Source organism: Comamonas odontotermitis, assembly GCF_014207855.1.
Lineage (GTDB): Bacteria > Pseudomonadota > Gammaproteobacteria > Burkholderiales > Burkholderiaceae_C > Comamonas > Comamonas odontotermitis_A.
Genome location: NZ_JACHKZ010000006.1, coordinates 94,016 through 116,940, shown reverse-complemented (window position 1 = coordinate 116,940; position 22,925 = coordinate 94,016). Strand labels below are relative to the sequence as shown.

Here is a 22,925-nt window from a genome sequence, read left to right as displayed (position 1 = left end):
CCATGTACATGGCGGGCGTTTTGCTATGCAAAACGGAGTTGCTGCGCGCTTGTAGTCTGCGCTGGCGGCCAGTTTTCTGTTAATCCATCGATGTCATTGCCGGGCCAGAAACCCGATCAACTCTGGCAGCATGGCGTCGCCGTGCTGGGCTTCCACCTGGCCTTTGAGCGTGGCAGAAGCGGCATCGGCCACTTTGCTCGCGGCCCGGGCGTCGTGCGCCATCGTGGCGTAGTAGCTCAGGTCCTTGGCGGCGTTGGAGATGGAGAAGGCAATGCCCGAGGGGTCGTCTGCCAGGATGAAGGATTTGAGGCGCTCCAGCGCCACGCCTGCACCGCCCCCGCCTGCCAGCACATCGCAGAAGGCCTGCATGTTTACGCCTTCCTTGCGGGCGCAGGCAGTGGCTTCGGCCAACAAGGTCATCTGGCCGACCGAGACAAAGTTGTGCAACAGCTTCATGCGGTGGCCGTCGCCCAGGGCGCCGACATGGGTAACTTTTTCGGTGAAGCTTGCGAGCACCGGCTGCACCTTGGCCAGCACGGCAGCGTCTCCGCCTACCAGCAGGTTCAGGGTGCCGTCATGCGCGGCCTTGGAGGTCTTGGTCATCGGCGCGTCGATGAACTGGCCGCCCGCATCCTGCACGGCCTGCGCCATGCGCACCGTGGAGGCAGGAACGGCGGTGGAGCAATCCACCACCACGGCTCCGGGCCGGATGGCCGACAGCACGCCCTTATCTCCCGTGAGCACGGCTTCGACCTGGGGCGATCCGGTCACGCACAGAATGATCACATCGCACTGGCGCGCCAATTCTGCGGGCGTCTGGCAGGTGGTGGTGCCCAACTGCAACAGTTCGGTCAGCGGCTGGTTGCCGGGGTGCTCCAGCACTACCAGCGGAAAGCCTTTGGCTGCCACATTGCGGGCAATGCCGTGGCCCATGAGGCCCACACCGATCAGGCCAACGGTCGGTGTTGTTGCTTGCGAAGCCATGCCAATCTCCAGATGCATTCAATGCCGCACAGCGTAGCGCATTGCCCGTGCAGGGGCGCCGTGGCAGGCAGGGCACCAGTCAAATAGGTGACGGGCTGCACTACGCAATGGCAGCTGCCATCCGCAGAATGCAATGGTGATGCTGTCGATTTGCAGCTTGCCATGCCAAGAGGAATCGCAGCCCCATGTCACCACAACCTATACCAAGGAGAGAACCCATGGCCTTTTCCAAACGTGCGCTCGCGGTTGCTGCCTGCGCCTTGCTTGCCACTGGTGCCCAGGCCCAGGTCGGCGCCAAAACGCCCGAGCAAAAGCGCTTTTACTCCATCTACAAGGAGTTGGTGGAGATCAACACCACCAACTCGGTGGGCAACAACACCGAAGCGGCGCAGGCCATGCAAAAGCGCCTGGCAGAAGACGGCATTGCCGCAGCGGATATGCAGATCTTCGAGCCCTTCCCCAAGAAGGGCAACCTGGTCGTCAAGTACAAGGGCAGCGGCCAGGGCAAGCCGCTCCTTTTGATGGCGCACATCGATGTGGTGGAGGCCAAGCGCGAAGACTGGAAGAGCGATCCGTTCAAGCTCAAGGAGGACGATGGCTACTTCACCGCGCGCGGCTCCTCCGACGACAAGGCCATGGCTGCTGCCTTCGTCTCGATCCTGGGCCAGCTCAAGCGCGAAGGCTTTACCCCAAGCCGCGACATCGTGCTGACCCTGACTGCCGATGAAGAGCAGGGCGATGTGCCCAGCAACGGCGCTTTCTGGCTCGTCAACAACCAGCGCCCGCTGATCGATGCCGAATACGGTATCAACGAAGGCGCTGGCGGCCAGCTGGAAAACGGCAAGCCCGTGCTCAACCGCATTCAGGTGGCCGAAAAAATGTACGCCACCTACCAGCTTGAAGCCACCGACAAGGGCGGCCACAGTTCGGTACCCACCGCCACCAACCCCGTGTATGCCATGAGCGCGTCGCTGACCGCGCTGGGCAATTACCACTTCCCCGTCAAGCTCTCGGACGTGACCAAGACCTATTTTGCGCGCAGCGTCGGTTTTGCCCAGGGCCAGCAGGCCGAAGACATGAAGGCCGTAGCGGGCGGCAACCCCTCGCCCGAGGCCGTGCAGCGCCTGTCGGCATCACCGCTGTACAACGCCACCATGCGCACGACCTGCGTGGCGACCGAGGTGAACGGTGGCCACGCAGCCAACGCCTTGCCGCAGGCCGCGCGCGCCACTATCAACTGCCGCATCCTGCCGCACGACGATCCGGCAGAGGTGGAAGCACAGCTGCGCAAGCTGGCCGAGAACGATCGCGTCAAGCTCAAGGTGATCAACCAGCCGCTGCGCAGCCCCGCTTCGCCCATGCGTCCCGATGTGATGAAGGCCGTGGAGGGCCTGACCGAAAAAATGTGGCCGGGCGTGCCCGTGGTGCCGGTGATGAGCACGGGTGCCACGGACAGCCGCTTCATGCGCAATGCTGGCATTCCGATGTACGGTGTTTCAGGCATCTTTACCGAGCCGAGCGACGCCCGCGCCCACGGCCTGGACGAGCGTGTGGCGATTCCGCGCCTGTACGACGGGCGCGAGTTCCTCTACCAGTTGGTCAAGGAACTGTCGAAGTAAGGGATTTGCCGGCTGAACTGCCTGCTGCCCTTCATCGGCGCTGCAGCTTGGCCCAAACAAAAACAGCACCTTTGCGGTGCTGTTTTGCTTTGTTTTTGATAGCTACGGGCGCTCTTCTATCATGCGCAAGGCATCAAAACAGGGTGTTCTCAGCCAATGGGGCTAAATAGCCGAATAGCCGAATAGCTGAACAGGGCTGGCGCTTGCTCAAGCTGAACGCCTGCGGCTGCGTGTAATACCGAATATCGCAAGCAGAGACGACAGGGCGATCAGGCCCAATACGCCCAGCGACGGCACAGGCGTAGGCCCTGCCACTGCTTGCGAGTCATCGTCTTTGACAACGACTTGTGCGGGCGAGCCCGACACGGTGTAGGCATCTGCAAGCGTAGGCGCGGCAATGGACAGCTGCGCAGTGACGTCTCCATCGCCAGGCGTCGTGTTGGCCGTCGCAGTGATGGTGCAGGAGGCAGAAGTTGCATTGGCCGCCACGGTGATGGGCGAAGCGCAGGTTGTGCTGTAGCGCGGGCTTGCAGCCGGCAGATTCAGGTTGACATCCATGGCCTGTGCAGAGGCCAGGCTGAGCGTCACGGTGCAGGTGCTGATCTGGTTGGCTGCATCGGTCAACTCCGAAGGCGTGCAGGCCACACTGGCTTGCGGTGCGGGAGCGGGTGTGAACGTCAAGGTGATGGATCCATCACCGCCATTGGTCTGAAGCGCTCCTCCATTGGATGCGACCGCAAAGGAGATATTCGCTCCCGCAGAGACGCTGCCTCCTCCTCTTCCGCCGCCGCCACCCGATGAGATGCCGCCACCGAATCCGCCACCACCACCACCAGCTTGGCTGTTGACGGGATTCACGCCACCTGCTCCCGTCCCGTTGCCAATCCCACCAGCGCCACCAACCCCGTCGCCACCCAAAAAGTTGCCATTTCCTCCAGGGCCGCCATTTCCTGCGGCACCAGGCCCGGGACCACTGAGGCCCGGAGTGGGGTTTGCGCCAAATTGAGAACTCCCGCCGCCGCCTCCGCCAGCGATGACCTGGTTGCCGATGGCGTCTGCATTCACATTGCTTGAGCCGCCGCCACCGGCCCCTGCGTTGAATCCCTTGCCTCCGCCTCCGACAAACAGCGGTAGGTTACTTCCTGGGGTGACCGAAATGGTTCCGGTAACGATTGCGCCCGCCGCCCCCGCCTTGCCTACGCCGCCTCCACCGCCAGCGCCCGTGGCAGAGACCGAGATGGAGGTGACGCCAGCAGGCACCTGGCAATCGTTGGCGCCCACCGTGGTGTACGGAACGCCGCTGACGCAAGGGGCCGCAATCGACGAGCCAGAGGCAATGCCCAACGCCGAAGCCAACGCGCCATAGACCGCAATGCGGTTGGAGCGAATGCCAAAAATAGAGAAGTGACTCATGCTAGTTCCCGCCGTACCTAGTACGTATGACCCATCGACTTGATCGCGCTCAGGCGATCTACAGTTATTGAAGCGCTCGATTAAATACGATAATCGATATAGAAAAATCAATAAATTGCAATCAATTGCCACTTGTGGGCTGGAGGCGCCAAACGGGGCTTCCTCGGGCACATGCACATGTGTGCTGTCAATTGAAAATTCTAGCGGTGCATTTGTTGGATGTAAACAAATGCTTCATTTTGGCGCGTCTGCGCGGCGGAACACGGACGCATCAATGCATGTCTGCGCAACCGGATAGCGCAGTTTTTTGGGGGCCATTGGCCGTTTGCCGGCGCGCAGGCACCGGGAACGGTCATGGTGTTCATGCCCGCACCCGGCCGGTTGCCTTATAAGCCCAGCTCCAGGGCCAGCAATTCATCTACCGTCTGGCGGCGGCGGATCAGGCGGGCGTTGCCGCCATCGACCAGCACCTCGGCCGCCAGCGGGCGGGTGTTGTAGTTGCTGGACATGGAGGCGCCGTACGCGCCGGTGTCGTGGATGACGAGCAGATCACCCACTTGTGCGTCTCCCAGCGAGCGTGGCAGCACCACGCCGCCGTCGCCCTGGGTGAACACGTCGCCCGATTCGCACAGCGGGCCCGCCACCACGGCGTCGCGCGCTCCGCTGCCTGTGTTGGGGAGTACGCCCACGCCACGGCGCTGGATATGCATGCCATGGTAGCTGCCATACATGCTGGGGCGCATCAGCTCGTTGAAGCCGGTGTCGACCAGCACGAAGTGGTTACTGCCCGCATTCTTGGTGGCGCGCACCGTGCCCAGCAGCACGCCCGACTCGGCCACCAGAAAGCGGCCAGGTTCCAGCTCCAGCCCCAGGTGGTGGCCAAGAATGGCCTCGGCCTGTTTGCGCGCGGCATCCCACAGGCCAAAGTAGTGACTGGTGTCGATGGTGGCGTCGCCTTCGCGGTAGGGGATGGAGAGGCCGCCCCCTGCTGAAATGGCTTGCAGATCGTGGCCTGCGGCCTTGGTGCGCTCCACCAGTTGCACCATGGCGCCACACACTTCCTGCAGATGGCCGTAGTCCACACCCGAGCCGATGTGCATGTGCAGGCCCGCAAGCCGGAGGCCGCGCTCGGCGATCACGGTCAGCGCCAGGGTCAGATCGGTGTGCCAGATACCGTGCTTGCTGTGTTCGCCACCGGTGTTGGTCTTGTTGCTGTGGCCATGGCCAAAGCCGGGGTTGATGCGCAGCCACACCACATGGCCTGGCGAGGCCTGGCCCAGCTGGTGCAACATGTCGATGGAGCCTGCGTTGACGGGCACCTGGTGCTGCACCACGGTTGCCAGCGTGGCTTCGTCCATCACATCAGCGGTAAAGACGATCTCGGCAGGCTCGCCAAAACCGGGCTGAAAGCCCGCCGCGATGGCGCGCAGGATTTCGCCGCGCGAGACGGCATCCACTTTCACGCCCTGCTGGCGCATCAACTGCAGGATGTGGATGTTGGAGCAGGCCTTTTGCGCAAAGCGCACCGTGTCAAACGCCTGAAGCTGGGCAATGCGGTTGCGGATGGTGGTGGCGTCATACACCCACAGCGGCGTGCCGAACTCATCGGCCAGTTGCCACAGCAGATCGGGGGCGAAAGGGTTGCTCATGATGTTGTTTGCTCTGGAAATGGGAGCTTTCGGCGCTCGACGGATAAGCATTGAAAGCCAGGATTCTTGAAAGCCTGAAACGCAACGATCCTTGCCTTTGCGCCAGAAAGTTGCAGTGTGCCTGCACTCATCTATCCAGTCGAATACTTGTTTTTCAATAAGTCATTCATAATGGATATGGATTCAATACCGCCGCCTTCATCATGCCTCGCCATTTCCAGGCGGACTCCACTGCCGAGTCTTCCGTCGATACCGCCAGCTCCATGCCCGAGGCGCCACGCATCCAGCATCGCCACATCGAGGTGTTCCGCGCCATCATGCTGGCAGGCGGGGTGACGGGCGCTGCGGGCCTGCTCTTCACATCACAGCCCACGGTGAGCCGTGAGCTGGCGCGGCTGGAGCAATTGCTGGGCTACGCGCTGTTCGAGCGCGTGCATGGGCGCCTGCGGCCCACGGCGCGCGCGCTGGCATTGTGGGACGAGGTGCAGCGCTCATGGCAGGGGTTGGATCGGGTGATCGAGCGCGCTGCTGCGCTGGGCAGGCCGCAAGGCGCGCGCATCAGCGTGCTCAGCATGCCTGCGCTCAGCCACGCCCTGCTGCCCCTGGCATTGGCCCGCATGCAGGCTGTGCATGGGCCAGTCGCTGTCAGTGTGGCCACCCAGGAGGCACCGCTCCTGCAGGAGTGGATGGCTGCACAGCGCTACGACCTGGGCCTGACCGAGCAGGGCGAGGTGCCGCCCGGCGTGCGCATGGTGGCGCTGCCTGCGGTCGATGAAGTGGCTGTGCTACCGGCTGGGCACGCATTGGCCCAGAAGTCACGGCTGCAGCCGCAGGATTTTGCGGGCCAGCCCTTTGTCAGCCTGGCCGAAGGCGATCCCTACCGCATGCAGATCGACCGTGTATTTGCCGATGCAGGGGTGGCGCGCCAGATGCTGCTGGAGACGCACAGCGCCATTGCGGTCTGCGCCCTGGTGCAGCAAGGGCTGGGCGTGGCCATCGTCAATCCGCTCACGGCGCGGGCCTGTGCCGCCGGGGCCAGCATGGTGGTGCGGCCGCTGACGTTTTCGATTCCGTTCGAGCTGCAGGCCCTGCTGCCGCTGCACCGCGCTGCCGTACAGGAAGTGGAGTGGCTGGTGGATGCGCTCAAGCAGTCCATGGCGCCAGAGTCAGCCTGAACCCAGCGCCTTTGCGCCCCTACAATCTGCGCATTTGCCCGTTGGAGATGTCCATGCGCTTTCGATTCACCGCTTCGGCCCAGGTGGCCGCCGTGGCCTGTGCCACGGTTTTGCTGGCAGGCTGCGCCAGTACAGACCGTCCATCCCAGGCAGCCAGCGCCGCCCAGCAGGCTCAGCCTGTGCAGGTCAAGGTGTTTGTGGCGGCCATGTTCGAGATCGGTCAGAACACGGGCGATCGGGCGGGCGAGTTCCAGCACTGGTACGAGCGCTACTTTCGCAATGCCCAGCCCATTGCCGTGGCTGGTGCGCTGAATCCGGTCTACTGCAACACCGATGGCGTGTGCGGCAGCGTGCTGGGCATGGGCAAGGTCAACTCGTCGGCATCGATGCAGGCGATCGTGCTCAACCCGCAGTTCAACTTTGACAAGGCCTACTACGTCATCAGCGGCGTGGCGGGCACGCCTCCTTCGCGTGGCACGATTGGCGATGTGACCTGGGGCAGCTGGCTGGTCGATTACGACCTGGGTCACCGCTGGGCACCCGAGGAGGGCCAGCCGGGCGCACCGGTCTTTGTGCCGCGCAAGGGCTACGAGGACTACCGCCGCTTTGCGCTCAACCCAGCACTGGTACAGGCGGCATACGCAATGACGCGCGCCGTGCCATTGCAGGACAGCGAATCGGCCCAACGCTACCGCATGCGCTACCCAGATGCTGCAGCGCGCAAGGCGCCGAGCGTGCATGTCGGCACGCACATCACGGGCGACACCTTCTTCCACGGGCCCGGTCTGTCGAGGGAAGCCCAGTACATTGCCAAGCTGTACGGCGCAGACGACTACGTTGCCACCGAGATGGAGGCTGCGGCGATTGCGCTGGTGCTGAAGCGCACGCACGGCACCGACCGCATCCTGAGCCTGCGCGGCTCGGTCAACTTCGACCAGGGCAATCCCAAGGAGACCACGCAGGCACACCTCGATCCCAAGCCGGGAGAGACCGCTGGCGGCTTTGCCGAGACCGTGGCGAATGTGGCGGTGGTGGGCAGCACATTTGTCGATACCGTGGTGAAAAACTGGCCGCAGTGGCAAAACGGCGTGCCAGCGCAGCGCTGATCCGGCAGCGCTGCCCAGCAGCACACGCCAAAAGAGGAAAGAGCCGCAGTACCTGCGGCTCTTTTTTGATGGACAGGCAGTTGCCAGCCCGTTGTCAGCCGGTTGCCCGGGCTTACTGCCAGGGCTGGGTCAGGATGTAGGTCAGGCTCTTGATGCCGTCGAAATAATTGCCCAGACGCATGTTCTCGTTCTTGCTGTGCTGGTTGTTGTCGGCATTGACCATGGGCACGATCACAAAAGGCACTTTCAGCGCCTGCACTGCAGCGCCCGTGGGAACGGTGCCGCCCATCATGCGGATCTGCACGGGCGTCTCGCCCCAAGCCTGCTGCATGCCCTGGCGCAGCCAGTTGCCGATGGGCGCGCCCAGATCGGTGCGCACGGCGGTGGACGATGCGGACACGCCTCCCATCTTCAGGCTGGCCAGCTTGGGGTACTGCGCGCGCTGCGCAGCCGTGGGTTCGCCATCGACCAGCTGAAAACCCTGCGCTTCGATATGGGCCTTGAGCAACTGCTGCAGGCGCTCAGGTGGCGTTTCGGGCACGGTGCGCAGGTCGAGTTCCGCAATGGCCTGCGCCGGCACCACTGTGCGGGCCTTGGCACCCACATCGGCAATCTGCAGCCCGCGCACATTGAGCGATGGGTACTGCATGGCCTCCTGGTAGTTGCTGCCCACCTTTTCCGCCTGCGCAATGCCCAGGCGCTTGCGCAGCGCGGCTTCATCGTCGGGAACCGCCTTCATCACGGCCTGGGTCTGCGCATCCAGTGTGATGCCGTCGTAGTAGCCCTTGACCAATACGCGGCCGTCGGGTGCCTTCATCGAGGTGAGCAACTGTGCCATCGTGAACGCCGGGTTGGCGGCGTAGTTGCCGTAATGACCGCTGTGCAGGTCCTGGCTGGGGCCGTAGACTGTGAGCGTGGCCTGCGCGATGCCGCGATTGCCAAACACCAGGGTCGGGCGATTGCTGGCGTGCATGGGGCCGTCGAGCACCAGCAGGGCGTCGGCCTGCAGATCGGCCAGATGCTCCTGGATGACCTGGCCGAGGGTGGGCGAGCCTTTTTCCTCTTCCGAATCGAGCAGGATCTTGATATTGGTGGCGGGGGGCAAGCCTTGTTGCTTCAATGCATCCAGTGCGGCCATCAGCATGATGATGGGGGCCTTGTCGTCTGACGACGACCTGCCGAAAACGCGCCACTCGGGGTTGGGCTGCGCGCTGTACAACTGGTCGAGCGCAATCTCCTTCCATGCGCCATCGGCCTGGCGCTCCTTGAGCACGGGCTTCCAGGGGCTCTCCTGCTGCCATTCGGCGGGAGTGACGGCCTGGCCATCCATGTGGGCATAGAAGAGCACGGTCTTGGTGGCGCCCAGCACTGGTGGCAGCGTAGCCAGCACCATGGGCTTGCTCTGGTTGGGCAGCAGTTTGGCGGTAAAGCCGCGCTTTTCCAGTGCTGCCTTGAACCAGTCCGCGTTCTTCTGGATATCGGCGGCCACGTTGGAATCATTGGGTATCGCCAGCACGTCGATCCATTCGCGCAGACTGGCGTGGCTGGCCTGTTGTATGGCTGATATAGACGGAGAGGCAGCCTGGGCGAGCCCTGCGGTACACAAGGCGGCTGCGGTCAGCGAGAAAGTGGAAAACTGCATGCAAAAGCTCCGGAAACAGGGAGAAATCAGAGGGCTATGCGGCGCAGTATCCCTGAGTGCGTGCTTGCATATGCGCTGTGCTTGTCGCGTGGGAGGCAGGCCACGCCAGTCAGTGCAGGGCCCGCAACCGCTGGTGTTGCGCAATCAGCCCAGCAAAGGACTGCTGCAGTGCCTGGACTTGCCACGCCTGCGCAGGCCAGCCCTCCAGTGCTTGCAGGGCATGCGTTGCGGCCTCCATGGTTGACAGTTGTCCTTCCCGCTGCGCCTTTCGGATGGTGTAGGCCGCCGGTCCCGTATCGGTCAGCGCCAGGCGCGGCAGTTGGGCCAGCATTGGGTTGGCATACAGCATCTTGCGGCTTTTGCGCCACGTACCGTCGATGACGACCAGGCGCAATGGCGTGGCCCGGGCCTGCGGGTCTTCGGGGGAGAAGCTGGCAACGGGCTCGCTGGGCGTCTGCGGATAGAGCAGTACCGCCTGGCGCGGCGCATCGCTGGCGTCCCAGGGCTGGTGCAGCCAGCGCTGGAGCTCGGCCTCGTCAAATGCTTCCGCCACCACCAGCCTGCTGGCAGGAAGGCTCAGATGCAGCAGGCGCGCCGTACCTTTGGCTTCGTGCACTTCCAGCGGGTGTTGCAGGATCAGCACTTGCGTATCTGTCGGCACCGGTTGGGCCAGTGCACAGATGCAGGCACTCTGGGGGCGCAGGCATTGGGGGCAAACGGCACGGTGGGTGGACACGCGGGTGAGGGAGGTGAGAACAGAAGGAGCGCTATTGTGACGCAAGCGCGTGTGGGCTGCGCTGTGCACAGACCATGAACACGCTCTAGGGACATGGCTGCGCCGCTATGCTGGCGCCACCATGGACCAGAGCATTTCGTTTTTTGCCCAGATCGATATGGGCCAGCCCCTGTATGGCGACGCAGAGCGCCTGCAGGCGGCCTTTCGCACGCCTTTGCGGGTGCTGAGCGCGCACGATGCGGATTCGCTACGCACCGTATTGCATGAAGTAGAGCAGGCCGCTTTGGCTGACTGCTGGTGTGTCGGCGGCCTGCGTTACGAGGCAGCTTCCGCCCTGGATCCCCGCTTGCCCACACAAGCCCCCGCCGGGCCCGGGCCCCTTGCGTGGTTTGCCGTTTGCGACGCGGATGGCGTACAAGAGGCGCTGGCACCCAACAATCAGGTATCTATGCCGCCGCTGCCATCGTTGCATTGGCACAACCCGCTGGCGCGAGATGCGTTTGATGCTCGCATCACCGGTATCCACCGCGCCATTGCAGACGGGCGCTACTACCAGATCAACTACACGCAGCAGTTGCAAGGCCAGAGCGACGCAGCTTGTGATGGCGCTGCGCTGTTTGCCACCTTGCAGCGCGCGCAGCCGGGCGGCTATGCCCTGCACATCGACATGGGGGGCGAGCAGGTGCTGTCGGTATCGCCCGAATTGTTCTTTGACTGGCACCGGCCAGCAAGTGGTGCGGGCGATATCCTGACCCGGCCGATGAAGGGCACGGCCCCGCGCGGTGCGACGCAGCCACAGGATGCGGCGCAGGCCGAGGCGCTGCGCAGTTCCATCAAGGAGCGGGCTGAGAATGTGATGATTGTCGACCTGTTGCGCAACGACCTGGGCCGTTTGGCCGAAGTGGGGTCGGTGCAGGTGCCGCAGCTGTTCGGCCTGCAGGCATTGCCTACGGTGTGGCAGATGACATCGGATGTGCGGGCGCGCTTGCCAGCGGGAACGCGCCTGCTGGATGTGTTCACGGCGCTCTTTCCCTGTGGCTCGGTCACCGGCGCGCCCAAGCGGGCGGCGATGCAGGCCATTGCCGAGCTGGAGAGCGGACCGCGCGGGTGGTACTGCGGCGCGCTGGGCGTGGTGCGCCCAGATGGCGCAGGCGGAATCCGCGCGACGTTCAATGTTCCGATTCGCACGGTAGTGCTCGGCGGCAGGCAACTGCAATGCGGCATTGGCAGCGGCATCACCGCAGACGCCACCGCAGAGGGCGAATGGCGTGAGTGGGGGCACAAACGGGCTTTTCTGGAGCGAGCCAGCATGGCATTTGATCTGATTGAGACTCTGGCGCTGGAAGCAGGTGAGCTGCGCCACCGAGAGCGCCATCTGCAGCGCATGGCAGAGGCTGCCGCGCACTTTGGCTATCCATGGAGCCTGGCAGAAGCGCAGGCTGCATTGCAAGCGGTGGCGCAAGCCCATCCGCAAGGTTTGTGGCGGGTGCGACTGCTGCTGGGTGCGCAGGGCGTTTTCAGCTGCGAAGCCTTTGCCTGCCCTCCATCAGCCGCGCAGGTGCAGCTGCAGTGGGCAGGCGCTCCGCTGGCCGAGGCGCACAGTGAATGGGTGCGCTTCAAGACCAGCCGCCGCGCGCACTACGAACGCTGGGCTCCGCAGGACAGCGCGGTGTTTGACACCGTGCTGTGGAACGAGGCGGGCGAGATCACCGAAACCACACGTGGCAACATCGCTGCGCTGATCGATGGGCGCTGGATCACGCCCGCCCTGCACTGCGGCCTGCTGCCGGGGGTGGGGCGGGCTGTGGCGCTGGATGCAGGCCGTGTGGAGGAAGGCGTGATCCGCCTTGTGGATGTGCCGCGCGTAGAGGCCTGGGCATTCATCAACAGCCTGCGGGGTTGGATTCCGGCGCAGGTGGGGGGAGACACACCTGCTTTGTAGCGCCCGCTCTGCCATGGGGTGCAAAAAAGGCCGCTTGAGCGGCCTTGGCAGGTGTGCGCAGAGGGCTGCTTACAGCGTGCCTTTGTAATAGGCCGCACGGTCCATGTCGACAATATCGACGCTCAACTGCACCAGCATGCCCTCGGGGTGGGGTGTGAGCTCGCGCAGCACGGCTGCGATGCGCTCGGACAGGTCGCGCTTCACTTCGGGCGTGCGGCCTGCCAGCAGGCGCAGCTCGGCATGCACAAAGCCGCGCAGGGCGGTCGGATCGTTGCCGATGACGAACTGCTCGGTACGGATGGTGCGGCTTTTCAGATCCTGCTCGTACTGCACCTGGCCGGAGGCAATGATGGTGGCATTGAGCGCATCGAGCGCATGCGCCTCTGGAAAGCCTTCCAGATTGCTGCTGTACTCAACGATCAGATGGGGCATGGTGGTATCTCCGTAATGTGCTTAAAAAGCATGGCTGCCAGCGCTTTGGTGGTGAGCGCTACAGGGTGTTTTGATGCATAAATGGCGCTCGGCTCACACCGGCGTGTACGACAGGCGCACATAGATGGGCGCGAAGGCCTCCGCCTGTGTGATCTCGATCAACGTCTCTTTGGCCAGCTCCAGCAGTGCGATGAAGGTCACTACTAGCACGGTGCTTCCCTTTTCGGGCTCGAAGATGTCTTCAAATTCGACAAAGCGGCGGCCTTGCAGGCGTTTGAGAATGGCGCTCATGTATTCGCGCACCGACAATTCTTCGCGCGTGATCTTGTGGCTTTGCACCAGCTTGGCGCGCTTGAGAATGTCGCGCCAGGCTGCCTGCAGCTCGTCGATCTGTACGTCGGGAAAGCGCGGCTGCAGGGCCTGCTCGATGAACACCTGCGCCTTGATGAAATCGCGCCCGTACTGCGGGGCAGCGCCCAGGCCCTGGGCGGCCAGTTTCATCTGTTCGTATTCCAGCAGGCGCCGCACCAGCTCGGCGCGGGGGTCTTCCGCCTCGTCGCTGCCCTCCTGCTTCTTGGGGGGCAGCAACATGCGAGACTTGATCTCGATCAGCATCGCGGCCATCAGCAGGTATTCGGCTGCCAGCTCCAGGTTGCGGCTGCGGATCTCGTCCACATAGCTCAGGTACTGGCGCGTGACACCCACCATCGGAATGTCAAGAATGTTGAAATTCTGCTTGCGGATCAGGTACAGCAGCAGGTCGAGCGGGCCTTCAAAGGCCTCCAGAAAGACCTCCAGCGCATCGGGCGGAATGTACAGATCGGTGGGCAGCGCAAACAACGGCTCACCGTACAGGCGTGCCAGGGCAACCTGGTCCACCACCTCGGGCATGGCACTGGCAGCGGCCGCAGCGGCGGCCGAATCAGCAGTGTCCAGATCGCCGGAAGTTGACATGCGAGGTGTTGCTTACTATCAAAACAGGAGCTGACTGCAATTGCCAGCCATACACTGGCGGCCGCCTGGCAGGCAATGCTGCCGCTAAAGGCCTGTGCAGATCAGTCGTGATTGGTCTGGTAGACGTAAGGCTTCTGAGCGACGCGGCTGGCCTTGAAATCGGCCTGCTCTTCGCGGTCGAGATCCTTGTCCCACAGCAGCGAGCGGCCTTCACGCTGGCCTGCTTCCAGGTAAGGTTTTTGTTCCTTGAGCTTGTTGATGAACTGCGTGACTTCGGATTGGTAGTCGGGGCGGCGGAAGAATGACATGGCTTATATTTACCTCTTTCCCTCGATTCTACCGAACCTGACCATGTCCCTCGTCACCAAGCTTGCAATGGCCGCTGCCGCGGTGGCCGCCACCGTGTTTTTGGTGGGCTGTGACCAACAGCGCATCAAGGAACTGGAGGAGTTCGTCTCGACCGAACAGGATGTGCGCGAAAAATTCGGCCCGCCCAACCAGATCTGGGATGAGGCCGACGGCTCGCACACGCTCGAATACACCCGCCAGCCCATGGGCGCGCAGAACTACATGATCACCATCGGCAAGGACGGCAAGATGACTGCTCTGCGCCAGGTGCTGGCGCCGGACTACTTTGCCAAGGTGCGCCCCGGCATGGACCAGCAGGAAATCCGTCGCCTGCTGGGCCAGCCCGCCAAGCGGGCCAGCTATCCGCTCAAGAACGAGGCCGAGTGGGACTGGAATTGGATCGATCCGCCCAATACCAAGATGCTGTTCACCGTGGTGTTTGATGCGCATGGCAGGGTAGTGCGCAGCAGCAGCACCGTGGTGTTGCAGGACCGCTGAGGTCCCGCTGCCCGGCAGGGCAGGCCAGGTGGAGATAACCTGACGCCTTTGCCGGTGCGCTGCGTCAGGTCGCCACGGCAGCGGCCGTGGCGCTTGCCACATCGGGCTGCAGATCAGCCTGCAGCCGCTCGTACAGACCGGTGCGCCGGGCGATGTCGAGCGGCTGGCCCACCAGGCCCGAGACCACGAGCCGCACCCGGTGCGCGTTGCAGGCCTTGCTGAGCGCTTCGAGCGCCTCGCCGCCGGTCGAGTCCACGTAGATCACATTCTTCAGATCCACCACCAATGCCCGCGCGGGCAGATGGTCTTCGAGCGATTCGATCAGCTTGGTTGCACCAAAGAAGATGGCGCCATAAAGCCGCCAGACCTGAACCTGTTCATCAAGCCCCACCAGCAAGGGCTGCTCGGCGGCCGTCAGGCGTTCGGCACGCGAGAGGCTGGAGATGCGGTAGATGAAGGTGATGCAGGCAGCAAAGATGCCGAACTCCACGGCGACCGTCAGATCGAACACCACGGTCAGCAAAAAGACTGACACCAGCGTGATGCGATAAGGCAGGCGATAGGTCCTGAGCCGTGCGAACTCGCGCCACTCGCCCATGTTCCAGGCCACGAACATCAGGATGGCAGCCAGCGTGGCCAGCGGAATGGATGCGGCCAGCGGCGCCGCCACCAGGATCACCAAGAGCAGAACCAACGCGTGCACCATGCCGGCGACGGGGCTGGTAGCACCACTTTTCACATTGGTCACCGTTCGCGCAATGGTGCCGGTGGCGGGCATGCCGCCGAAGAAGGGCGTGACGAAATTCGCAATGCCCTGCGCCATCAGCTCCTGGTTGGGGTCATGGCGGTCACCGATCATGCCGTCGGCCACACGGGCGCACAGCAGCGACTCGATGGCACCCAGCAAGGCCAGCGTGATGGTGGGCATCAGCAGAAAGCGCGCAGATTCCCAGCTGAAGGCTGGCAGCGTGAGTTCGGGCAGCGCCGCCGGTATGCCGCCAAAACGGCTGCCGATGGTCTCCACCGGCAATCCAAAGCCAGCCACTACGGCCGTGGTCAATACCAGCGCAACAATGGAGCCCGGCACCCGGCCGAGCCGTGCAGCCCAGCGCCCCATGCCGGCGCTTTTCCCCGCTGCTGCAGGCAGCCAGCGCTGCCAGCCCACGACCACGGTGAGCGACACCACGGCGACGCCGGTGGCCCAGGGGTTGATGGTGGACAGATGGTTGCCCAGCGCCCCCAGGATGCCGAAGAAATCGCCCGGCATCTTGGGGATGGAAAGACCCAGGAAGTCCTTGACCTGCGACAGTGCAATCAGCACCGCAATACCGTTGGTAAAGCCGATGATGACCGCCACTGGAATGAAACGAACCAATGTGCCCAGCCGCAGCAACCCCATAACGAACAGCAGCACGCCAGACAGTGCTGTGGCAATGATCAGATTGGCCACACCATACTGTTGCACGATGCCGTAGACGATGACGATGAAGGCGCCAGCGGGCCCGCCGATCTGTACCCGACTGCCGCCAAGCAGCGCAATCAGGAAACCCGCAATGATGGCGGTGAAGAGGCCCGCCTCGGGTTTGAGGCCCGAGGCGATGGCAAAGGCCATCGCCAGCGGCAGGGCAACCACAGCGACCGTGAGGCCAGCGCCCAGGTCCTGCAGAAAACGGGTGCGGTCATAGCCGCGCAAGGCCGCAAAGAGGCGCGGCCTGAATGAAAAAGGAACGTGCAATCTGACCTCCGGAGAAGTGGAACTGAAACGCAGGGGGTTCAGGACTTCGCCGGAGGGCCGCAATGGTGCAGCCGGGTGATGAAACGCCTGCGGCGCGACAGCGGCAGGATCAGTGCATGAGACATGGCTGAATCAGTGTACACCCGAAGATTTTTGCAGATCGATAGCCGAAATTCGCATTTGTGCCGAAGTCGCTGCCTTCGTAGCATGGCGGCTTTCTCTGGAGGATTTGCCATCCATGCTGCACCGCCGCCATTTGTTGATGGGCGCCCTGGCCGCGCTACCCGCCTTGTGCGCCGCGCAGGCTGCTCCGGCCGAATGGCCGCGCAAGCCGATTCGGCTGGTGGTGACTTTCCCGCCGGGCGGCGCCAGCGATATCGCTGCGCGCCTGCTGGCACCCTTGTTATCGGCCCAGCTTGGCCAGCCGGTGGTCATCGACAACCGGCCCGGTGCAGGCTCCACGCTGGGAGCACAGGCCGTTTCTCGCAGTGCACCCGATGGCTACACGCTGCTGCTGTCCAATTCGGCGGCGCTGTCGATCTCGCCGCACCTGATGGCGCGCCCTCCCTATGACGCCGCGCACAGCTTCACGCACCTGGGCTACATCGGCTCGGTTCCCACCGTACTGGTGGTTCGGCAGGATTTGCCGGTGCACAGCTTTGCCGAATTGGTGCAATGGTTGCGCAGCCAGCCGCAGGCCGTGCCCTATGGCAGTGGCGGGGCAGCGTCGGTGGGGCACCTGGTGGGAGCGGAGCTCGCACGCCTGCAGGGCTTGCAATTGGCGCATGTACCCTACCGGGGCGCAGGGCCCATGCGCTCGGACCTGCTGGCAGGCCATATTCCGCTGGCCATTGATGCATTGCCGCAGAACCTGCCGCTCGCCCGCGAGGGCCGTGTGCGACTGCTGGCGGTAACGGCAGCACAGCGCGTGGCGCAGGCGAGCGAGGTACCAACGGTGGCCGAGCTGGGCTTGCCGCAACTGGTGGCCGACAACTATGTGGGCCTGTCGGCACCTGCGGGCCTGCCAGAGACGGTGGCGCAGCGTCTGGACGCAGCGCTGCAGCGGGCGCTGGCCGATACCGGCGTGCACCAGAGCCTTACGGCCCAGGGCTTTGTGCAGCCGCCGCTGGACCGGCAGGCGTTTGCACGTCTGGTGCGCGATCAATCAACGGCCTGGGGCAGTGTGGCCCGGGCGACGGGAGCGACGTTATGAATTTTCTGGCTCGCCGCCCACGGGTGGCCGTTGCCCTGTTCGGCCCGCAGGGGCAAGGCAGCTTCAACGAAGCAGGTTTGCAGGGCGTGCAGCGCGCCCTGGCTGCCGGTCACGATGTCACGCCTTTGTGGATTGCGCCGCGCGACGAAGCCGCGCGCACGGCCGCGGTGGAGCAGCTGTGCGCGCAAGGGTTTGATCTGATCGTGGCCCATGGTGGGCAGGGCGATGAGCCGGTTGCGCGTGCGCTGCAACGCTGGTCTGGTCAGCGCTTTGCCATCACCCAGGGCAGCCTGCAGGCGCCGCGGGTGGCGCGCTACGAGGTACAGCAGGAGCAGTCCGCGTTTCTGGCGGGTGTGCTGGCGGCGTTATGCAGCCGCTCGGGCGTGGCCGCGCATTTCTCGGGCGAGCGCGTGCGCCCTGGCCTGCTGGGCCGAGCAGCCTATGCGCATGGCCTGCGTGCCGCAGGCTGGCAGGGGAGGTTGTTGACCCAATTCTGTGGTCACCAGCACCAGCCGCAACTGGCCGAGTTGTGCATCCACACCATGGCAGATGCTGGTGCCGATGTGTTGTTTGCCATGATCGATGGTGGCCGCAGTGGTGTGACGGCGGCTTGCCGCGCGCGAGGCGTGGCACAGATCGGCAATGTGCTCGATTGGGTGGCGCGCGACCCGCAGGTGTTCGTGGCCTCGGCGGTGGCCGATTCGGGCGAGGCCATTTTCCGTGCGGTGACCGACTTTGCGCGCGGCGAGCTGGCGTTGGGCGAGCGGCGGCGCTTTGGCCTGGAAGAGCCCGCACTGGTGCGCCTGCAGCTGCGCGGTGATCTGCCTGCATCGGTGCGCGTGCAGCTCGATACGTGGAGCCACCGGCTGTGCACCGGAGAGACGGTGCCGGACAACGAGTACGCCGGAGAGGAATGGCCGGTTCCGCAGGAGGCGGTTCCCGTCTAAGGCCTACGGCAATGCCTCTTCGGGTGGGCGCGAATTGCTTGCACCGGGGCCGGGCTGGTAGGGGTGGTTGGGGTCGCTTTCGCGGTACTTGATGGAGATGCCGCTGTTGTCTGGTTTGTCATCGGTCATTGCGCCATAGGCAGCGCCTACGCCCTTGCCAGCCAGCTTGGCTGTGCCGATTGCCACATCCGCTGCCACACCTACTGCAGCTGCGCCCACTGCCACCACGGTGCAGCCTGACAAGGTGGTGCAAAGAAGAAGGGCGCCCAGGCACGCCCATGGTGCAGCGCCGCTGGTGCTCAGACAGCTGCGTTTGCCTCCGGGCAGGCGCGGCCTTGAAAAAGCCCCTGCAGCCGCAAGGCGCAGAGGCTTGGCCGATGAACGGTGCCGCGTCATCAATGGATGCGCATGCCGGGCGCGGCGCCAGGGAAGGGCTCCAGCACATAGATGCCGGGGTTGGCTTTTTCATCCGCATGGCTGGCCGCCAGCACCATGCCTTCAGACAGACCGAACTTCATCTTGCGCGGCGCGAGGTTGGCAACCATCACTGTCAGCTTGCCAACCAGTTGCTCGGGCTGGTACATGCTGCTGATGCCACTGAACACGTTGCGCGTCCTGGGCTGGCCGCTTTCGTCTTTTTCGCCCACATCCAGCGTCAGTTGCAGCAGCTTGGTCGAGCCTTCCACCGCCTTGCATTCCAGAATCTTGGCAACGCGCAGGTCGATCTTGGCAAAGTCGTCGATGCCGATGGTTTCGGCCAGCGGCTCTCCGCCGGGAGCGTTTGGGTCGACCACGGCTTCGGCTTTTTTCTCTGCCTTCTTGGCTTTGGCAGGGGCCTCGGCAGCAGGGGCGGCCTGGCCAGCCGGTGCTTCAAACAGTGCTTCGAGCTGCTTGGGGTCAACGCGCTGCATCAGGTGCTTGTACTCGCCAATCTGGTGGCCCTGGCCGAGCGGCTTGGCCACATCGGCAAAGGTCTCGGGTGGCACGATGAGGAAGTTGGCCACCTCGGCAGCCACGCCGGGCAGGATGGGTTTGAGGTAGATGGTCAGAATGCGGAAGGCCTCGATGCAGGTCGTGGACACATCGTGCAGGCGCGCCTCCATGCCTTCCTTCTTGGCCAGTTCCCAGGGCTTGTTGGCATCCACATAGCTGTTGACCTTGTCGCACAGCAGCATGATTTCACGCGCGGCACGGGCGGTGTCTCGGGCTTCGTAGGCCGCCACGATGGCATCCTTTTGTTCGCGCAGGGCCGCCAGCAGGGCCACGCCGTCTTCGCTGACGGTACCGAGCTTGCCTTCGAAGCGCTTGGTCAGGAAACCCGCAGCGCGGCTGGCAATGTTCACGTACTTGCCGATCAGGTCGGAGTTGACGCGCAGCATGAAGTCTTCGGGGTTGAAGTCGATGTCTTCATTGCGGCCGTTGAGCTTGGCGCCCAGGTAGTAGCGCAGCCACTCGGGGTTCATCTGCAGGCTCAGGTACTTGAGCGGATCGAGGCCGGTGCCTCGGCTCTTGCTCATCTTCTCGCCGTTGTTGACGGTCATGAAGCCGTGCACGCAGATCCTGGTCGGCGTCTTGCGGCCACTGAACTTGAGCATGGCGGGCCAGAACAGCGTATGGAAGGTGATGATGTCCTTGCCGATGAAGTGGTACTGCTCCAGATCGGGGTCAGCCATATAGGCGTCATAGTCTTCGCCCCGCTGGTTCAGAAGGTTCTTGAGCGAGGCGAGGTAACCCACGGGCGCGTCCAGCCAGACATAGAAGTACTTGCCGGGTGCATCGGGAATCTCGATGCCGAAGTAAGGCGCATCGCGGCTGATGTCCCAGTCGTCCAGGCCTTCGCTGGTCGTGCCGTCCGGGTTGGTGCGCACGCCGAACCATTCCTTGATCTTGGCGGCTACTTCGGGCTGCACATGCTGGCCGTCCTGCGTCCACTCGGTCAGAAACGCAACGGCGCGCGGGTCGGAGAGCTTGAAGAAGAAGTGCTCGGAGCTCTTCATCACAGGCTTGGCGCCCGAGAGTGCGGAGTAGGGGTTGATCAGGTCGGTGGGCGCATAGACCGAGCTGCAGACCTCACAGTTGTCGCCGTACTGGTCTTTGGCATGGCAGCGGGGGCACTCGCCCTTGATGAAGCGGTCGGGCAGGAACATGTTCTTCTCGGGATCGAAGAACTGCTCGATGGTGCGCGTCTCGATGAACCCGGCCTTCTTCAGGTCGAGGTAGATCTGCTTGGACAGCTCGTGGTTCTCGGGGCTGTCGGTGTTGCTCCAGTTGTCGAAGGCGATGTGAAAACCGTCGAGATACTGCTTGCGGCCCGCAGCGATGTCGGCCACGAACTGCTGGGGCGTCTTGCCCGCTTTTTCGGCGGCAATCATGATGGGCGCGCCATGGGCGTCATCGGCCCCGACAAAGTTGACCGCATTGCCCTGCATTCGTTGCGCACGCACCCAGGTGTCGGCCTGGATGTATTCCATGATGTGACCGATGTGGAAGTTGCCGTTGGCATACGGCAGGGCGGTGGTGACGAAGAGCTTTCGTTGAGACATAGGGTTGCGGAACTTTCTGATCACTGAGGGGCGCGCGGCGAAGGCCGGGCACCGGTTCTGGCCACGTGAACGGCGAACGGGCGCCATCTGCGCCCAACGGCGCACCAGAACCGAAGGATTTTAGGCGTTTGTGGCGCCAAAGGGGATTCTTGCGGATAAGAAGTGCGGCCTAACCCCGCAAAACCGCAGCCAGCTGTGCCTGGGCGCGAGGGCCAAGCCAGTCGATTTCACCCACATGCCAGAGGCGAACCTGGCCTTGGGCATCGAGCACGAAACTGGTTGGCAGGGCAATGCCGCCCCAGGCTGGCAACTGCGTCTGGCTGCGGTCGAGCAATGCTTCGCCATGAAAAGGCACGGTTTGCAGAAACTGCAGCACGCGCGCAGGCATTTCGCCGTGGTTGACGGCCAACACGCGCAAGCTCTGGGGGCGGTATTGCTCCAGCAAGCGGTTGAACTGCGCCATCTCCAGGCGACAGGGCGCGCAATAGCTGGCCCAGAAGTTCAGGATGAGTGGCGCTCCTGCGTAGTCGGCCAGGCTGCGCAGCTGGCCGTCCAGGGCCAGCGCCTTCAGCTCCGGCCTGGGCTTGCCGGGTGGCCAGGGGGCCAGGTGGCCCAACGCGCGCGGATCCAGATCCTGCGCCGCCTGCACCTGGCGAGCCGCCAGCGTGGCCGAGAGCCAGGCCGCCGCTCCGCCCAGCTGTTGCAGGCAGCGGCGGCGGTGCAGCGGGGCGGGTGCCATGGCGTCAGCCCAGTTTGGTGGAGGTGATACGGTAGGTGAAATGCGCTGGATCCAGGCTGTCGAGGCGCCCCTGCGCCGTTTCACCTTGCGGGTACATGAAGAACCCCACGGCTTTGCCAGCGCCGGGCAGGCGCACATCGGCTGCCGTGTTGTAGGCCATCCAGTTGCCTTCCCAGCCGCCAAACAGCATGGCGCGGGCGGCGCGCACCTTGGGGGCATCCTTGGGCAGGCCGCCGGGCTGTTCTTCCAGCGCAACCTTGGCCACATCGGCAGGGTCGACAGGAATCCAGCCATAGCCATCGGCGTAGAACTCGGCGCGGCAGTGCTGGGCCTTGGAGATGTCACCGCTCTTGCCCAGGCTCTTGAAGCCGTGCACCGAGTCGTCGACGCGCACGCCATACACGTCGCGGGCAGGCACGCCGCTGGCGCGTGAGAGGGCGGTGAACAGACCGTTGAGGTCGGCGCACTTGCCCGACAGGTTGCCGCTGGTCAGCGTGTAGCGCACATCACCGGTGCCACAGCCTGCCACCGAGCCGTCGCGTGTGCAGTTGGCGACCATCCAGTCGTAGATGGCACGGGCCTTGCCAATGGCATCCTGCGGCTTGCCTGCTTCGGCCTGGATTTTGTCAGCTGTCTCTTTCACGATGCCATCCAGCGGGGCCAGCGATGTGGGCTGCAGGTAGGGGCGCAATTGCGCTGCGGGCAGCTTGCGGGCGGTGCCGGCAGCACCCAGGTCGGTGGCGCGGTCCAGCACGGCGATGCGGCTCTTGACTTCTACCGTGTGGGCACTGGCGGCATCTGCCCATTGCACGGCAATCATGCGGACATCGGTGCCGGGCACGGCAAACAGCTCGGCCTTGGTGGCGCCGGGGGCGCTGAAGGACACATCCACCGTGCGCTGGTAACCCGGCAGTTCGGCGGCGGGTACCGGAATCCAGACCTTGGACTGCGCGGTTTTTTCACTCAGGTCGACAAAGGTAGTGACTTCGAACTGGCGCCAGTTGGCCGCCGCAGCGGGAATGGCCACAAAGACGGAGCCGAAGCTGCCTGCAGATGCAGCGATGCTGGAGAGTTGGAGAAAGTGGCGACGTTGCATGAACAACCCCTTGCAAAGATAGATGGGCTTGCAAGGTTGCAACGTGGCTGCCGGGGCAATAAGGCGCACACGTGGCGCGCACTATGCGTGGAGAATTCACAGACGGCACTGCAGGACCTGCAAGAGACGGCTTATCGTAACAGGTCTGTCTGTC

The 22,925-nt window shown here is 63.8% G+C and carries 20 protein-coding genes; 7 read left to right on the top strand and 13 right to left on the bottom strand.

What is annotated here, in order from left to right; translation table 11 throughout:
- Positions 1–93 precede the first annotated feature (93 nt).
- Positions 94–984 (bottom strand): NAD(P)-dependent oxidoreductase, encoded by an 891-nt coding sequence (locus tag HNP33_RS06910; protein ID WP_184706625.1) that lies wholly within the window; start codon positions 982–984, stop codon positions 94–96.
- 218 nt (positions 985–1,202) lie between these two features.
- Here HNP33_RS06910 and HNP33_RS06905 point away from each other — a divergent pair, with 218 nt between their 5' ends.
- A complete protein-coding gene (locus HNP33_RS06905; RefSeq protein WP_184706627.1) occupies positions 1,203–2,603 on the top strand; it encodes a M20/M25/M40 family metallo-hydrolase in 1,401 nt (466 codons plus the stop codon).
- A gap of 207 nt (positions 2,604–2,810) precedes the next feature.
- Here the strand turns inward: HNP33_RS06905 and HNP33_RS21175 are convergent, their stop codons facing one another.
- Complete coding sequence (locus HNP33_RS21175) at positions 2,811–4,016, bottom strand: IPTL-CTERM sorting domain-containing protein (protein WP_184706629.1); 1,206 nt, start codon at positions 4,014–4,016, stop codon at positions 2,811–2,813.
- 386 nt (positions 4,017–4,402) lie between these two features.
- Positions 4,403–5,665, bottom strand: a complete 1,263-nt coding sequence (lysA, locus tag HNP33_RS06895) for a diaminopimelate decarboxylase (RefSeq protein WP_184706631.1) — start codon at positions 5,663–5,665, stop codon at positions 4,403–4,405.
- 263 nt (positions 5,666–5,928) lie between these two features.
- On the opposite strand from lysA, the gene HNP33_RS06890 reads away from it, so the two are divergent.
- Entirely contained in the window at positions 5,929–6,840 is a 912-nt protein-coding gene (locus HNP33_RS06890; protein ID WP_233464424.1) for a LysR family transcriptional regulator, read from the top strand.
- Between the two features lie 53 nt (positions 6,841–6,893).
- A complete protein-coding gene (locus tag HNP33_RS06885) occupies positions 6,894–7,946 on the top strand; it encodes a purine-nucleoside phosphorylase (RefSeq protein WP_184706635.1) in 1,053 nt (350 codons plus the stop codon).
- Between the two features lie 112 nt (positions 7,947–8,058).
- On the opposite strand, the gene HNP33_RS06880 is transcribed toward HNP33_RS06885, so the two are convergent.
- Both HNP33_RS06880 and HNP33_RS06875 read right to left on the bottom strand, forming a co-directional pair.
- Positions 8,059–9,588, bottom strand: coding sequence for a M20/M25/M40 family metallo-hydrolase (locus tag HNP33_RS06880; RefSeq protein ID WP_184706637.1), 1,530 nt, complete (start codon positions 9,586–9,588; stop codon positions 8,059–8,061).
- 109 nt (positions 9,589–9,697) lie between these two features.
- On the bottom strand, positions 9,698–10,324 hold the full coding sequence (locus tag HNP33_RS06875) for a tRNA-uridine aminocarboxypropyltransferase (protein ID WP_325064915.1): 627 nt from the start codon (positions 10,322–10,324) through the stop codon (positions 9,698–9,700).
- A 121-nt stretch (positions 10,325–10,445) separates the two neighbouring features.
- Here HNP33_RS06875 and HNP33_RS06870 point away from each other — a divergent pair, with 121 nt between their 5' ends.
- Positions 10,446–12,266, top strand: a complete 1,821-nt coding sequence (locus HNP33_RS06870; RefSeq protein ID WP_233464418.1) for a chorismate-binding protein — start codon at positions 10,446–10,448, stop codon at positions 12,264–12,266.
- A 69-nt stretch (positions 12,267–12,335) separates the two neighbouring features.
- On the opposite strand, the gene HNP33_RS06865 is transcribed toward HNP33_RS06870, so the two are convergent.
- The 3 genes from HNP33_RS06865 to HNP33_RS06855 all read right to left on the bottom strand — a co-directional run bounded on the left by HNP33_RS06865 (position 12,336) and on the right by HNP33_RS06855 (position 13,960).
- Complete coding sequence (locus tag HNP33_RS06865; RefSeq protein WP_184706641.1) at positions 12,336–12,698, bottom strand: 5-carboxymethyl-2-hydroxymuconate Delta-isomerase; 363 nt, start codon at positions 12,696–12,698, stop codon at positions 12,336–12,338.
- Between the two features lie 93 nt (positions 12,699–12,791).
- Positions 12,792–13,589 carry a segregation and condensation protein A gene (locus HNP33_RS06860; protein WP_224152577.1) on the bottom strand — a complete coding sequence of 266 codons (798 nt, stop codon included), beginning with the start codon at positions 13,587–13,589 and terminating at the stop codon, positions 12,792–12,794.
- 164 nt (positions 13,590–13,753) lie between these two features.
- Complete coding sequence (locus HNP33_RS06855) at positions 13,754–13,960, bottom strand: DUF3460 family protein (RefSeq protein ID WP_184706644.1); 207 nt, start codon at positions 13,958–13,960, stop codon at positions 13,754–13,756.
- A 43-nt stretch (positions 13,961–14,003) separates the two neighbouring features.
- Between HNP33_RS06855 and HNP33_RS06850 the strand changes: the two genes are divergently transcribed.
- Positions 14,004–14,498, top strand: a complete 495-nt coding sequence (locus HNP33_RS06850; protein WP_184706646.1) for an outer membrane protein assembly factor BamE — start codon at positions 14,004–14,006, stop codon at positions 14,496–14,498.
- A gap of 64 nt (positions 14,499–14,562) precedes the next feature.
- On the opposite strand, the gene HNP33_RS06845 is transcribed toward HNP33_RS06850, so the two are convergent.
- On the bottom strand, positions 14,563–16,233 hold the full coding sequence (locus HNP33_RS06845) for a SulP family inorganic anion transporter (protein ID WP_184706648.1): 1,671 nt from the start codon (positions 16,231–16,233) through the stop codon (positions 14,563–14,565).
- Between the two features lie 238 nt (positions 16,234–16,471).
- Here HNP33_RS06845 and HNP33_RS06840 point away from each other — a divergent pair, with 238 nt between their 5' ends.
- Entirely contained in the window at positions 16,472–17,446 is a 975-nt protein-coding gene (locus HNP33_RS06840) for a Bug family tripartite tricarboxylate transporter substrate binding protein (RefSeq protein ID WP_184706650.1), read from the top strand.
- The gene (locus HNP33_RS06835) at positions 17,443–18,393 is read left to right on the top strand and encodes a BMP family ABC transporter substrate-binding protein (RefSeq protein WP_184706652.1); all 951 of its coding nucleotides are present in this window, start codon (positions 17,443–17,445) and stop codon (positions 18,391–18,393) included. Before HNP33_RS06840 ends, HNP33_RS06835 begins: the two co-directional genes overlap by 4 nt.
- Positions 18,394–18,396: 3 nt before the next feature.
- On the opposite strand, the gene HNP33_RS06830 is transcribed toward HNP33_RS06835, so the two are convergent.
- The 4 genes from HNP33_RS06830 to HNP33_RS06815 all read right to left on the bottom strand — a co-directional run bounded on the left by HNP33_RS06830 (position 18,397) and on the right by HNP33_RS06815 (position 22,771).
- Positions 18,397–18,789 carry a hypothetical protein gene (locus HNP33_RS06830; protein WP_233464417.1) on the bottom strand — a complete coding sequence of 131 codons (393 nt, stop codon included), beginning with the start codon at positions 18,787–18,789 and terminating at the stop codon, positions 18,397–18,399.
- The gene (gene metG, locus HNP33_RS06825; protein WP_184706654.1) at positions 18,789–20,936 is read right to left on the bottom strand and encodes a methionine--tRNA ligase; all 2,148 of its coding nucleotides are present in this window, start codon (positions 20,934–20,936) and stop codon (positions 18,789–18,791) included. Before metG ends, HNP33_RS06830 begins: the two co-directional genes overlap by 1 nt.
- A 169-nt stretch (positions 20,937–21,105) precedes the next feature.
- A complete protein-coding gene (locus tag HNP33_RS06820) occupies positions 21,106–21,675 on the bottom strand; it encodes a TlpA family protein disulfide reductase (protein ID WP_184706656.1) in 570 nt (189 codons plus the stop codon).
- Between the two features lie 4 nt (positions 21,676–21,679).
- On the bottom strand, positions 21,680–22,771 hold the full coding sequence (locus HNP33_RS06815; RefSeq protein ID WP_184706658.1) for a transglutaminase-like domain-containing protein: 1,092 nt from the start codon (positions 22,769–22,771) through the stop codon (positions 21,680–21,682).
- Positions 22,772–22,925: the final 154 nt, after the last annotated feature.